The sequence below is a fragment of the Bifidobacterium sp. M0399 genome, assembly GCF_016100595.1.
In the GTDB taxonomy this organism is placed as follows: Bacteria; Actinomycetota; Actinomycetes; order Actinomycetales; family Bifidobacteriaceae; genus Bombiscardovia; species Bombiscardovia polysaccharolytica.
The window spans coordinates 20,568-33,839 of record NZ_JACFSD010000003.1 but is presented as its reverse complement, the minus strand read 5'-3'; the positions used below and the strand labels follow the sequence as shown (position 1 = coordinate 33,839).

Here is a 13,272-nt window from a genome sequence, read left to right as displayed (position 1 = left end):
TGAATCTCTCGATTCGTATCCACCGTGACTTCTTGATCTGGCTCCGTGCAGGCAAGGGCATCGCGCCCGACCAACCAGTAAGCGCAGGGCGGTATGTGGTAGCATCCGGCCCCGGACCGATATGAAGTCGGTTCGGGGCCGGACGTTCGTGCTCGTGTCTGTATTAGCCTTGGGGATGAGCAAGAAGGCCGGAACGGGCCACCTGACCCAGCCAGGCCAAGGATGGCTTGGGGTGACGCTCGAAAGTCTCGTGGTCCACGGATACCAGGCCGAAGGTAGGCTCGTAGGAACCCCACTCGTAGTTGTCCAGGAGGGACCAGTGAAGGTAGCCCTCCACATGCACGCCTTCATCCATAGCCTGATGAAGGCCGGCCAAGGCGTCGAAGGTGTAGTCGATCCTCCGACTGTCATCTGCTGTGGCAATTCCATTCTCGGTGACCACGATGGGGGTGTGCTCGGCGGTCTGCCAAGTGTGGCGCACGGCCTCCCCCAGGGCGGCAGGGTAATACTCCCAGCCGGTCAGGGTCTTCTCCACATCCTCCGGGACCGGCCGGGGGCCGTCGTGGCCGATGAAGGTGCGTAGGTAAGCCTGCACCCCTATGAAGTCGTCACCTCGTGCAGCCTGGGTGAAAAAGTCTTCACGGGGGTAGCGGTACTCCTCCATGTCTTTTTCGCAGCCCGGCAAGGCCTGGAAATCCTGACAGGCAATGGTCCAACCGGACTTGATTCCCGGTCGGCGGGAAAGGACTTCCCGAGCCTTCCTGTGGGCCTTGACCAATGATTCTGAGATGACCGGGTCAGGGGTGGGCAGAGAGGCGGCAGCCATGTCGCTGCCCTCCTGCCCCCCTTGGGTCAGAGCCACCATATTGGGCTCGTTGATTGTGCAGACCCAGGTAACGCCTTCCAGAATGGGGATGAGGTGCTCCACATATCGGCCGAAGAGGTCTGTGGAGGCAGGATCGCGCCAGCCCCCTCGCCTGGCCAGCCAGCGGGGAAGGGTCATGTGGTTCAGGGTGACCATGGGGGTCACCCCGGCCTGGAGGCAGACTTCGATCATGGCCCGGTAGTGCAGGAGCTGGGCCTGAGAGAAGAATCCCTCCTCAGGCTCCACCCTGGCCCACTCCACTGAGAAGCGGTAGGTGTTCAACCCGCTATCGGCCAGGAGGGATATGTCCTCCGCGTAACGGTTGTAGCTGTCGTCGGCATCCCCCGAAGGCTCACTGATGTCGCTGCCCGGCCGGTGCTCACGCTCCCACCAGTCGGCGTTGACATTGTTGCCCTCTATCTGGTGGGCAGCCGTGGCCGCTCCCCAGAGGAAATCCTGTGGAAAGGTGTATGTAGGCGTTGGCATGTGAATGTACCTTCCTTGCTGGATTGGGTGGGCGGCCCCTCCTAGGGTCGCCCGTTGAACCGGCCTGCCTGCATCTTCCAGACGAGGGTGCCGGTCATCCCCTCACCTGCTGCCTTCACTTGATGCCGGTCATGGCCACTCCCTGTATGAAGTACCTCTGCAGAAAAACGAAGAGCAAAAGTATGGGAGTGATGACCAGCACGGCCCCTGCCAGGAGGACACCATAATTCGTGGCGTTCTGACCGGTTGAATAGAGCGAAAGAGCTACCGGGAGCGTGTACTTATCTTCCGTCTGCATGGCGACAAGCGGCCACAGGAAATTGTTCCAGGAAGACAGGAAGGTGAGGATGCTCAGGGTGGCCAGTGGTGGCCCGCACTGGGGGAGGACGATGGACCAGAATATCCTCAGCTCGCCGGCCCCATCCACCCGCGCGGCCTCCAGTAGGGCGTCCGGGATGCCCGAGATAAACTGCCGCATGAGGAAGACCCCGATGGGCTGGGTCAGGAAGGGGAGGATCAGGGCCAGGTAGGAGTTAGACAACCCCATGTTGGCAATGATTACGAAGAGGGGGACGAAGGTGGAGACGCTGGGGACCATCAGGGTGACCATGACGGCCCCAAAGAGGATCTTCTTGCCGGCGAAGTCGATCTTGGCTAGGGCATACCCAACCATGGAGCAGAAGACCACGTTCCCCAGCACGGTCACCACGGCCACGATGAGGCTGTTGGCGAAGAAGGTACCGAAATGGAGTTCGCTGAACCACTTGGTGTAGTTGGCCGTGGTCGGATTCTCGGGGAGGAAGGTGGGCGGTGAAACCAAAATCTCACGCTGGGTCTTTAGCGAGCCCAGCGCCATCCAGATGAATGGGAAGACCCAGAAACCGCCCACCACTGCTAGAACCATATAGGATAGGCCCCTCCCCCTCATGAACCTCTGCCAGGGTGTAGGCGTGTTCTCCCTCAGTGGAGACGGGACCCTGCGGGCATCAAGGGCACCGGCGGTGGAAGAAGAGCGGAAGCCGACGCTTCTCACTTCCATATGTGCTTTCATTGCTCTCTCCCCTTCCTCAGTCATCGGACCTCAACACCTTGAATTGCAGGGCGCTGACCAAGGCGATTATCACGAAGAGGACATAGCTGGCCGCCGACGAAATCCCATACTGACCGAAACTGAACTTCTGGTAGACGTAGTAGGAGGCCGATAGGGTGGAATTCAACGGTCCCCCCTGGGTCATCACAAAAGATTCCTCGAAGAACTGGAGGTAGGTGACCGAGAGAAGAACCGCCCCCAGCAGGAGGGTGGGCTTGAGCAGGGGGAGGGTGATGCTCCAGAAGATCCTCCTCCGAGAGGCCCCATCAATGGCCGCAGCTTCCTTGACGTCCTCTGGCACGGTCTGCAATCCAGCCAGAAAGATGATCATTAGGGTGCCCATGTTCCGCCAGGTAGTCATGACGATCAGGGCCGGTAGGGCGTATCTGGTGTCGTGGAGCCAGTCCGGACCCTGCACCCCGATAAGGGCCAGTGCTGAGTTGAGCAAGCCGTCCCTCTGAAGGATGTAGCGCCACACCACGGATACGGCAACCACGCTGGCCACCACCGGTGCATAGTAGAGGGCCCGGAAGAAGGCGTTCAGGTGCTGGGAACCCTTATTGAGGGCCACGGCAAAACAGAGGGCCAGGGCCATGGTCAGGGGGAGACCCACCAGGACGAAAATACCGGTGATCTTCAGAGATCGCAGGAACTGCGGATCCTTGAAGAGGGCCACATACTGTGACAGCCCCATGAAGTTCACATTGAACGGCGTCCTCAGATCCCTGGAGGTCATGTCGGTGAAGGACATGAACAGAGATGAGAGGAGAGGCAGAAGCATAAAAATGCAGAAGACCAATGTGAATGGGAGGGCAAACCCCCAGGCCACCAGGGTCCGCCGGCGACGCATGACGGCGGAAGCACCGCCGACATCGGATGAGCTACGGAAGAGCTTCATAGCTTACTTGCCCATCCCAGCCGCATCAGCTGCAGACTGAAGCTTGGACAGGCCTTCATCAACACTGACCGCGCCCTTGTTAATCTCCTCCATGATCTTGTCACCTTGAGAACTTACTTGGGTCCAGGTGGTCACAGCAGGAACGGACCGCATGTTCTTCATCTGCGTGGCGAATGCCGCTAACTTATCGTCTCCTTTAAGAATCGGGTCTTCCCATGCTTTCTCCGAGGCTGGCAAGTCAGTCGAAAGCTTATACCATTTGGCCTGCACCTTAGGCTTACTCAGCCACTGAACCAATTTCCAAGCGGCATTCTTATTCTTGGAATTCTTAAAAACGACCATCTCGCAACCACCGGAATAGGATATGGCGCTCTTATCCTTAGGGATGGGGGAAGTGGCGAACTTGTTTGTAATATCCTTTCCTCCGACCTGTTCAACCTGACCTATACCTGTAGGCCCCTGCATCATCATGGGTGTTTTCCCAGAAGCGAATGATGCTATATCGGCTCCTGGGCTGACGTCTGCGTTCGCATCAGCAATCTTGTCCTTGAACAGGTTGCTGGTAAAAGTAATTGCTTTGTGGGCTTCCGGCGTGTCAATTGTCCACTTGCTACAATCCTCATTACACAGGTTTCCACCCGCGGAGAATATGAAGGGCGATAAACCGCCGAAATTATCGGTACCAGAAGGACCGATATACATTCCGTATTGGACTCCATCCTGCTTTTGCATATCCTGTGCCATCCTGCGGAGTTCATCCCAAGTTCGCGGACCATGATCCCATCCCGCTTTTCTTGCGATATCCGTACGGTAAAACAAGACGCGGGTATCTATGTACCAAGGAACGCCGAGTTGCTTACCCTTGACTTTCGCACCATCCACGGCCCCCGGAGCCAGGTCACTCAAATCGAGATTTGCCGGTACCTCGTCAAAAGCATTGCCGAATTCTGCCATGAAAGTATTACCCATCTGCGCCACATCAGGTTCCTGGCCGGCTGCAATAGAAGTTTGCAATTTATCGTGTGTAGAAGACCAAGGGATAGAAGTCACTTTTATATGCACGTCAGGGTTGTCTTTTTCGAAGTCCTTGATCAAGGATGGCAGCTTGTCTCCCTCTGCTCCCATAGCCCATATCGTCAGCTCCCCCTTAGCTGGCTTTGAATCGATGGTAGTCTTCCCAACACTTTCGTTATTGGATGAGTCGTCAGCCTTGCGGCCGCAACCTGCAAGAGCAGCCACTACTGCCAAACTAGCCAGTACGGCTACCGCAGAACGCATCCGTTGAATCCCTCTGTGCATCACATTCCTCCTTGAAGCAATACTCACAGTAATCTAAGGGCTTAGATTATATTTTGATTCTATGCGCTTAGATAGCGGTAGTCAATTTGTGCACTTAGAAAATGGCTGACACGCTCCATTCAATCAATCAGTACGCCGGCCAGGACCAACCCGATGTTTAAAGACTTCGTGTACGTTGCTTGCTAGGATTGCAGCCGCAACTCTGTCGTACCCTAAGTCTCGCGGAGACAGTCATCGTCTTAGGTTCCGACCACGGCCTGCCATCACGCTGAGCCAATTGGTCAGCTGCCACCCTACCCAACTGTTCCATGTGCAGCTGGATGGTCGTCAGAGGCGGACTCGCGAACCGGCCGGCCAAAATCCCATCCACACCAACGACAATCACATCATCAGGGACTTTGACATCGAGCTCGCGGAGAGCATCCAAAACTCCAAGTGCTGTCTGATCATTAGCACAGACGAGGGCATCGGGCAGCCTGCCCTCAGCAACCGTTTTTTGCAAACTGGCGAAAGACTGTGGAGAATCAAATCCTTCATCGATAGCCGACTCCGGCGCAATTAAACCCCTTTGCGACAGGCGGGAGCACATAATTTCGAACCGCTCACGGACCTCCGGATACTCCTGGCTACCAACGAAAGCCATATTGCGCACCCCATGCACTTCTACAAGATGATCCACCATCTCAGTCATACCAGTCTGATTGTCAACAGAAAGGTAAAGGACAGGCAAATCTCCTCCACTCTGGCTGAGCATGACGATAGGTATGGTCTTAGCCAGGCTTTCCAGTGTTGACAATTTGCCACTCCAGGAGAAAAGAGCTAAGCCATCCACCCTGCCGGCTATGTCGGTGACGGTTTCCCCCTTAGCGCTGGCCGTGGCACTACTAAGGAGGACCGCCTGGCCCCTATGCCAGCAGGCCAACTCAAAGCCCCGCTGAACTTCATCCACATACAGTGGATAGGCACGGAGGTCCGGCTCGTCCTCTTCATCTTCCTCTCGAAAATCCTGGGGCTGACCCAATGGATGTTCCAACAGGAGATCAAATGAGTAAAGACCAAGTACACCGGTTCTCCCGCGTGCAAGTCCACGGGCACTGGCACTGGGCACGTAATTCAACTTTCTTGCAGCAGACAGAACCTTAGCCCTAGTTGTGTCCTTGACACGACCAGGATGCCGGTAGGTAAACGACACCGTGGCGATGGAGACACCGGCCTCCTCCGCTACATCGTAAACTGTTGCTCTGCGCATAAACACACCCTGCCCACTTCGCCGAAAAAGACAGCCGGATGACCTGCTGCCGAACAGCTGGTCGCCCTGTTACCTCCTTTGTCGGCACGGGCCGGCGGACAGTTACGGGTATGGGCGCCGGTACTTACTTTACAGTCTGTCCATCGACTCTGAGGAAGATGTTGATATGGGCAGCACCAGCCAACTGGTCCTGCGTCACTTCCAACCCGCCCTTGCGGTAAGGCAAATCCAGAATTCGGCCCTCAAGCCTGCGTCCATCGGCCTCAACCCATAGACGATCCGAACCTGCACCCTTTGAGTCTCTGTCTCCTGGTCCAGTGGCCGACCCACCAGCCACATGGTAGCGGAATGTACGCGGCTGGCCGAATAGGGTCATGGTCACCTCCAGTCCGTCATCTTCCTGGGACAGGACCGGGTCGAAGACAACCCGCCCATCGTGCAGCTGGAGGCCGAAGAGGTGCTGGACCACTTGTCGGCAGTAGATGCCGGGGCCGGAGGAATAAATCCTCCATCCTCCCCTCACGCCTACGGGGTCCTTGGCTCCCTCCTTGAGCCTCGACCATTGTGAGGCGGCCGTGTATCTGTCGGGGAAGTCGGCGTCCGACGAGGCGAAGTAGCAGTTGCGCTGCCTGGGCTCGCTGGTTGTCAGGCGGCGGAACTGGCCAACCGGGCTGATTCTTAGGAGTTCCCGACCCAGGCGGGTCCTGCCCAGCAAGCCCAGGGCCTCCGTGTAACGCACATGGGCGTGCGTATACATCAGACCAATCTCCCGGCCCACGTTGGCGGCCTGTTCGGCCCTCTTGAAGACCTTGGTCACTCCATCATGGAAGGAGGCCGGGCGGTCCATGAGCCTCACTCCGTCCGGATAATGAAGATTGTCTTCGATGATTCTCTCATGGTCCGCCTCCTGGTCAGGTGTGAGCAGGCCGGCGATGATGGAGCGAGTCATGGGAATCAACCTGTACCGTATGCCTGTCCTGTTATCCGAGGGGTGTATGACCGGGCGGGGTTGGCCATCAACGAAGTTGACGTATCCGGCCAAGACTCCTTGGAAGATAAAGTTATCGGCGAAGTCGGCCTTAATTCTGCCGGCCTCACCGGCAAAGCGGGAGGCCAGTTCGGTCCGGCCGGCAGCCTCCAGGAGCGGTTGCAATCCGCAGCAAGCCTGGTAGAGGAGGGCGATGGTCCATGTGGAGGCCATCTGTCTCTTCATGGACTCCTGGGCCGGCTGAAGGGTGTCGTCCCAGTCCCCCTCGCCATAGCAGAAGAGGTCGGTGTCCGGGACTCTATGCGACTGGATATAGTCCAGCGTCCGAGCCAGATGGTCGGATACCGTGGGCAGGCCAGAGGAGGGGCGAGCGACATCATCTCGCCAAAAAGCCACGGGCTCATCCAGGATGTCCAACCTACCGCCTGCTTCGACGTACTCAGCCAGCGCCAGCAGGGGCCAGACTGGGATGTCCCCGTGGGAATCGTGCTGGTAGAGGTCCGCATACTGGTCGAACATAAACCACTGCGGCAGGGAACCGTCGGGGTTCTGGTGGGCGAAGACCTTGAGGAGGATGGTCCGGGCCAGGTCGGCATGGCCGAAGGTCAGGGCTAGTTCCAGGGGCCCCTGGCAGACATCCCGTGTACCCCAGGCGGCGCCCCCGTACTGTTCCAGCCCGTGGGGCGACAGAAAATGAACCAAGGCGTTCTGCACCAGCCAGGGCAGAAGATCATTAAATTCGGCGAATCTTCCCTCCCCTGCCACATGCAGACCCTGCATGAAAGAGGTCATGGCCAGGTAATGGGCGTGGAGGATCTCCCTTTCGGAGGCGGCGAGGACCGTATCGGGTATGCTTTTCTTGCTTGCGCCGCCATCCATGGATCCGGCGATGGTGACGGACAGGGCACGGCCCCCGTCCGACAGGAATGTGGCCATGGCCGGATCGGTGGTATGGGCCCCTGCGCCTGGATCGAAAAGGAGGCCGTCATCCCCGGCCCTTGCGTCAGGCGATGAGACTACATATTTCAGTCCTGGGCAACGTTCAGCCGCCAGGCTACCCGGTGCAGGGGTAAAGGAAATGGATTTCCCCATCTCTCGGGTTACATCGGCAGGAGCGAACTTCCGAATCCAGGCGGACGGATCTTCCAGGCTGATTGTCAACAGGGCCCGGATCGGGTCATCTGTCTCCAGATGGATGTCGATGGCGGCCCTGTCCAGGTGGGCGATGGTGGACACCGTCAGGGTCCGATCACCCAGACGATAGACCCAACGGGATCCGCCCAGATCCATGATGTAGGCCGAAGGAACCCCCAAGAGGCGCCAGGCCCCGTCCACCCGGACCAGGATGCGGATCCCTCGCGAGCGCAGGAGGCCCAGACCGGTCTTCTGGACTGAAATCAGCTGGTTCATATTGGTGTTGCCCAGGACCACCTGTGAGGCGAAGACACCCTCGGCATAGGTGGTGGCTGCCATGGTGGGCCGTGACGGGTCGGTATCCGGGTTGCCGGACAGGAGAATCTGCCCGTGGGAGCGGGCCACCTCCAGTTCCTTGCGAGCGCTTACCACATGGCAGGCATCATCTCCGAAGTAAGAGAGCAGATGGCCCGTCTGGTCCGCCTCTGGCTGGCGGACGGGCCCTCTACCCAGCTGACTGAACTCATACTCAGACAGGGGGTCGCCATTCAACAGTGCAGAAGAGATCAGGAGTGAGGTTGCTGGCTCAGCCCGTGTGGCAGCGGGACAGACAGGTGAGGTGTCAGAGGATCCGGCGGATGGTCCGCCATCCGCCTCGGTCTCGCCTGCCCCACTCCGACTTGCTTCAGAGTCCTCTGCGCAGGCGGCGCAGGCCTCCCCCAGGTCACCCCTGTAATCAGACAGTGCAGTGTTCCACACCTGCCAGGTGAGACCCCCTTGGGTCAACGGCACCCTGGTGGAGAGGAGGCAGGCCATGGCGAACTCATACTGATCTATACCTCCCCGGTCCCAGTCGGCATCACCAAGGGCCGCGGGTTGACCGTCCAGACGGGCACCGAGCCCGTAAAAGTCGTAACCGTCGGTCATGAATGCCCTGCATCCCTGTGAGATTCCCGTAACGTACAAGGGGAGCCGAGGGGCACAACCCATCGTCTGCCGACCTGACAGGACGCTGCCTAAATTGGGCACGTCCTGCACATGGTAGGCAATGTACTGGGAGATGTAGGACTCGGCGCCGGCAGCCATGGCTGGCTCCACCAGGGCCAGATCCTGGGCGGAAACCAGGTCCCACAGATCGTCGGGCAAGATGACGTCATCCCATTCCTGTCTCTTACTGCCGCCAGTTGAGTCACCCTGGTCAATCGTGACCGACACCTCCCAGGTCCATGACGCTCCCCTACCAGGCCCGCCGCTTTCGTAACCAGATGTAAGAGCGCGGGAAAGCGCAGGAGACATGACGTTTGGAACAAGTCGAACCCGCCAGCGGACACCCAGGTCCCTCCCCTCCCAGACGGGGCTGTCGGCTGCCGGAGCGAAGGAGGCCCGGGAACCTGATCCGGTCAGTTGGATGGAGTCGATCCGCCCCTCCCGATGGCGGCGGAGCCAGAGACCGGCCAGGGGACGGTCATGTAGGCAGGGCCTGAACTGATTGATCTGGATGCCTCCTGCATTGATCAGTGTCAGATCCCCGTTGAAGTTGAACGAAGCCGAGAAGTCCCCCCTCTCGACGGTCATGCCTTTGGGCCGCCGCATCCGGCCCCCGTCTCCTTCACCGTCACCTGCGCCTTGATCGGGAGACTTGCTGCGTGGAGTGCCTGTGTTCATCTTCTCCGCTTTCGTTGCTAATAGGCTTGTTCCTGCTGAAATTCACCGTTTATCCTGCGCAGAAGCCCAGAAGTCGTCCAGGAGGGCCGCCGTCTCCTCAGGCCTATCGATGTTGGGACAGTGACCCGCATCCGCAACCACCTCATAGCGGGCGCCCAGCAGGCGGGCCATCCTTGCCTGCCAGTCCTGGGGCCAGGCGAAGTCGTCGTGCTCGCCATGAAAAACCATCATGGGCAGGCCGGTGGCAGCCAGCTGCTCGGTCCTGTCATGCAGGTCGGCCAGCTGGTCTATGGCTCCGATGAGCTGGTCCCGGCTGGTCCGCTCTGCCCGAAGGCGCTGGAATCTGTCTTGCGGATTCAGCTCCTCGTCCGGCAGGCTGGCCCTGTCCGGATTGTCCAGCCTCCACAGGTCCCCGCCAGGGTGATCCAGGAGCCGCTGACGCAGGTCCGCCTTCCGGCCCGGCCAACCGTGGGGGCCGGACGACATGAGGGTGAGGCTGGCAAAGAGGTCAGGTTCGGCCAGAAGGGCCGCCTGGGCAACCACCCCACCGAAGCTGTGCCCCAGGAGGTGGATCCGTTTAGCCCCGGTGTGCTTGATCAGAATACGGGCAACATCCACGGCGTCACCGGCCGTGGCCCGCCTGTCGTAGGCAGTCTTACCACGAGGAGCTACCGAGTCTGCCTGCCCCCTCTGCGAGTAGGACCAGACATCCCAACCGTCCTCTCCCAAGATGGAGCTGATCTGGTAGAAGTCTTCCTTGGAACCGGTGAAGCCGGGAATCATCATGGCCACTCCACGCGCTCCTCTTACCCCCTTGGGGGCATGGAGGGCGGTCAGATCGCCCACGGGGGCATGTATGGCCATGGCCTCAATGTTCTCCGGCAAGGGGAGTTCCCCAAAGGGCACACCCCTGTCCACAGCATGGTGGGATATCATTGTCTCTCCTGTAGTTTTCCACCTTCAGGCCTGCGTGCGCAGGCTGGGGATGGAGTCGAGCAGCTTAATCGTGTAATCGTTCTCAGGATGCTGAAGGACCTGAGCCGTCTGCCCCCGCTCCACCACCGTGCCCTTGTTGAGGACCATGATTGAATCGGTGATCAGTCGGGCCGACAGGAGGTCGTGGGTAATGTAGAGCATGCTCACGTTCAACCGGACCCTAAGGTCGTCAAGGAGGGCCAGAATTCCAGCTCTCAGGGTCATGTCCAGCATGGAGACCGGTTCATCGGCCACCAGGACGTGTGGGTTGCTGGCCAGCGCCCGGGCTATGACCACCCTCTGACGCTGCCCTCCCGATAACTGGTGGGGAAGTTTGGCGGCATACTGTTCCACAGGGGTCAAGCCCACCGTGTCCAGGAGTTCCAACATCCGCCTGCGGGCATCGTCACCCCTCAGGTTCGTGTAATTGAGGATGGGCCTGGTCAGCGTGTACTCCACCGTGTGGAGGGGGTTGAGGGCCGAATAGGGGTCCTGGAAGATCATCTGGATGTCGGAACGCAGAGACCTAAGATCCTTGCGCCGCTTCATCTGATCCACACGCCTGCCGCCCAGGGTGATGTTGCCTGAGGTGGGCCTTTCCACACCGGTGAGCATTTTGGCTATCGTGGACTTGCCGGATCCGGATGCCCCAACCAGCGCCAAGGACTGGCCCGGGGAGAGAGTGAAGGAGACATTGTTGACGGCGGTCACTGAATCCTCACCCCGCTTGCGGGCGGGATAGATTTTGGAGACGCCGGTCACCGTGACCGTCATGTCTTCCTCATCGTCGGCCTGTGGAGGGGTTCCGCCAACCGAGCCGGAGGCGGCGGCCTCATCGCGCGGCTTCAAACCGGGCACTGAAACGTGTTCGGCTCTGGGGTCACCATAATGGCTGAGGAGCATCTTGGTGTAGTCGTCCTGGGGATCGGTCAGGATCCGCTCGCTGGGTGCATCCTCTACGATCCGCCCGTTGTGCATGACCAGGACCCTCTGGGTGGACTCGAGGACCACACCGAGGTCGTGGCTGATCAGGATGGCGGTGAAGCCCTCCTGCTTCTGCAGCTCTCGGATGGTTCCCATCACCTCGTGTTGGACCAGGACGTCTAGAGCGGTGGTCGGCTCGTCAAAGACCATGAGCTTGGGCTCCAAGGCCAGGGCCAGGGATATGGAGACCCTTTGCCTCATACCGCCCGACAGTTCGCCCGGGTAGGCGTTGAGAACGGAGTCCTGCAGACCTACCTTCTCTACCAGCTGCCTGGAATGGGCCTCGTAATCCTTCTTCTCCACGTTCCCGTGGGCCTTGTAGATGTCCACGAAGTGCTTGCGGACGGTCCGCACTGGGTTCAAGGCGTTCATGCCCGACTGAAGGACCATGGCGAATCCGCCGCACCGCTGCCTGCGAAGCTCCTCCTGGCTGAGGGTGGTAATGTCCTTGCCACCAAAAAGCACACGCCCCTTGCTGATCCGGGCCGGCGGCTTGGAGAGTCGTGTGACGGCGAAGCCCAGGGTGGACTTGCCCGACCCCGACTCCCCGACCAAGCCCACGAATTCACCCTGATCCAGCGAAAAACTCACGTCCTCGACCGCCTTGACCGGTTCCTGGTCGGGGCTGTCATATTCGACGGACAGGTTCTCGACACGTAGCAGTTCCATCATGCCTTCCCTTCACGCAGACGGGGGTTGCTCAGGCGGTCCACACCGAAGTTGATGAAGGTCATGGAGACCGCCAGGAGGGCGACCATGAGACCGGGCGCCAGCAGGAGTGCCCACTGGCCGGTCAGAATCACATTGTTGTTCTGGGCCCAGTAGAGCATGGTGCCCCAGCTGACCGTGGTTGAGTCGCCCAGGCCCAGGAATTCCAGGCCTGCTTCCGACAGGGCGCCGGAGGTGGCCGCACCGAAGAAGTTGTTGATGATCAGGGAGAGCATATTGGGAAAGATCTCATGGAAGATAATCCGCCAAGAACTGTCCCCGCTGAAGGCTGCTGCAGTGACGAAGTCCCTGGAACGCAGGGACTGGGTCTGCGAGCGCAGGACCCGGGACCCCCAGGCCCACCCGGTAAGGACGATAACCAATATGATCACGCTCATACCTCCGTTCTGGAGGTAGGCGGCAATGATGATCATCAGGGGGAGGGAGGGAATGACCAGGAAGAGGTTGACGATGAAACCGACGAACTCCCCGGCGAAGGAGCGGATGTAGCCCCAGCTCAGGCCCACCAACACGGCTATGCAGGTGGATAGGAGGCCGGAGACCATGGCCACCATGACGGAGACCCTTCCGCCCCACAGGAGCTGGGAGAGGACGTCCTGCCCGTTACTGGTGGTACCCAGCCAGTGCTGGGCGCTGGGTCCGATGCTGGCCTCGAAATCGCCCGCCTTTGGATCATAGGGGCTGAGCCAAGGGGCAAACAGGGCCGAAAGGACAATCAGGGCCAACAGGACCAGACCGAACCTGGCCTTGGGCACCTCCCAGACCGTCTTGAGCCCCTTACCTATCACCTCCAGGGCCCGAAGGACAGGATTCTGGCCCCTGGCAGTACGGGCCTGCGGCCCTTGAGGGTCATTCCCGTCCCCCTGTGCGGAAGTCTGCATCCCTGTGCTGACGATGCTGTTCGTCATCG

9 protein-coding genes are annotated in these 13,272 nt (G+C 59.5%); all 9 read right to left on the bottom strand.

Annotated features, from left to right (window positions below):
- Nucleotides 1-163 precede the first annotated feature (163 nt).
- Nucleotides 164-1,351 (bottom strand): glycoside hydrolase family 1 protein, encoded by a 1,188-nt coding sequence (locus H3V09_RS07100; RefSeq protein WP_198191600.1) that lies wholly within the window; start codon nucleotides 1,349-1,351, stop codon nucleotides 164-166.
- A 115-nt stretch (nucleotides 1,352-1,466) separates the two neighbouring features.
- Nucleotides 1,467-2,402: a carbohydrate ABC transporter permease gene (locus H3V09_RS07095; RefSeq protein WP_232342072.1), complete on the bottom strand. Its 936-nt coding sequence runs from the start codon at nucleotides 2,400-2,402 to the stop codon at nucleotides 1,467-1,469.
- A gap of 16 nt (nucleotides 2,403-2,418) precedes the next feature.
- On the bottom strand, nucleotides 2,419-3,339 hold the full coding sequence (locus tag H3V09_RS07090; RefSeq protein WP_198191602.1) for a carbohydrate ABC transporter permease: 921 nt from the start codon (nucleotides 3,337-3,339) through the stop codon (nucleotides 2,419-2,421).
- A 3-nt stretch (nucleotides 3,340-3,342) separates the two neighbouring features.
- Nucleotides 3,343-4,638, bottom strand: a complete 1,296-nt coding sequence (locus H3V09_RS07085) for a sugar ABC transporter substrate-binding protein (protein WP_198191603.1) — start codon at nucleotides 4,636-4,638, stop codon at nucleotides 3,343-3,345.
- Nucleotides 4,639-4,795: 157 nt separating this feature from the next.
- Nucleotides 4,796-5,887, bottom strand: a complete 1,092-nt coding sequence (locus H3V09_RS07080; protein WP_198191604.1) for a LacI family DNA-binding transcriptional regulator — start codon at nucleotides 5,885-5,887, stop codon at nucleotides 4,796-4,798.
- 124 nt (nucleotides 5,888-6,011) lie between these two features.
- On the bottom strand, nucleotides 6,012-9,602 hold the full coding sequence (locus H3V09_RS07075; RefSeq protein WP_198191605.1) for a hypothetical protein: 3,591 nt from the start codon (nucleotides 9,600-9,602) through the stop codon (nucleotides 6,012-6,014).
- A 114-nt stretch (nucleotides 9,603-9,716) separates the two neighbouring features.
- Nucleotides 9,717-10,610: an alpha/beta fold hydrolase gene (locus H3V09_RS07070; protein WP_198191606.1), complete on the bottom strand. Its 894-nt coding sequence runs from the start codon at nucleotides 10,608-10,610 to the stop codon at nucleotides 9,717-9,719.
- 24 nt (nucleotides 10,611-10,634) lie between these two features.
- Nucleotides 10,635-12,305, bottom strand: a complete 1,671-nt coding sequence (locus tag H3V09_RS07065; RefSeq protein WP_198191607.1) for an ABC transporter ATP-binding protein — start codon at nucleotides 12,303-12,305, stop codon at nucleotides 10,635-10,637.
- Entirely contained in the window at nucleotides 12,302-13,270 is a 969-nt protein-coding gene (locus tag H3V09_RS07060; RefSeq protein ID WP_198191608.1) for an ABC transporter permease, read from the bottom strand. Before H3V09_RS07060 ends, H3V09_RS07065 begins: the two co-directional genes overlap by 4 nt.
- Between the last annotated feature and the right edge of the window lie 2 nt (nucleotides 13,271-13,272).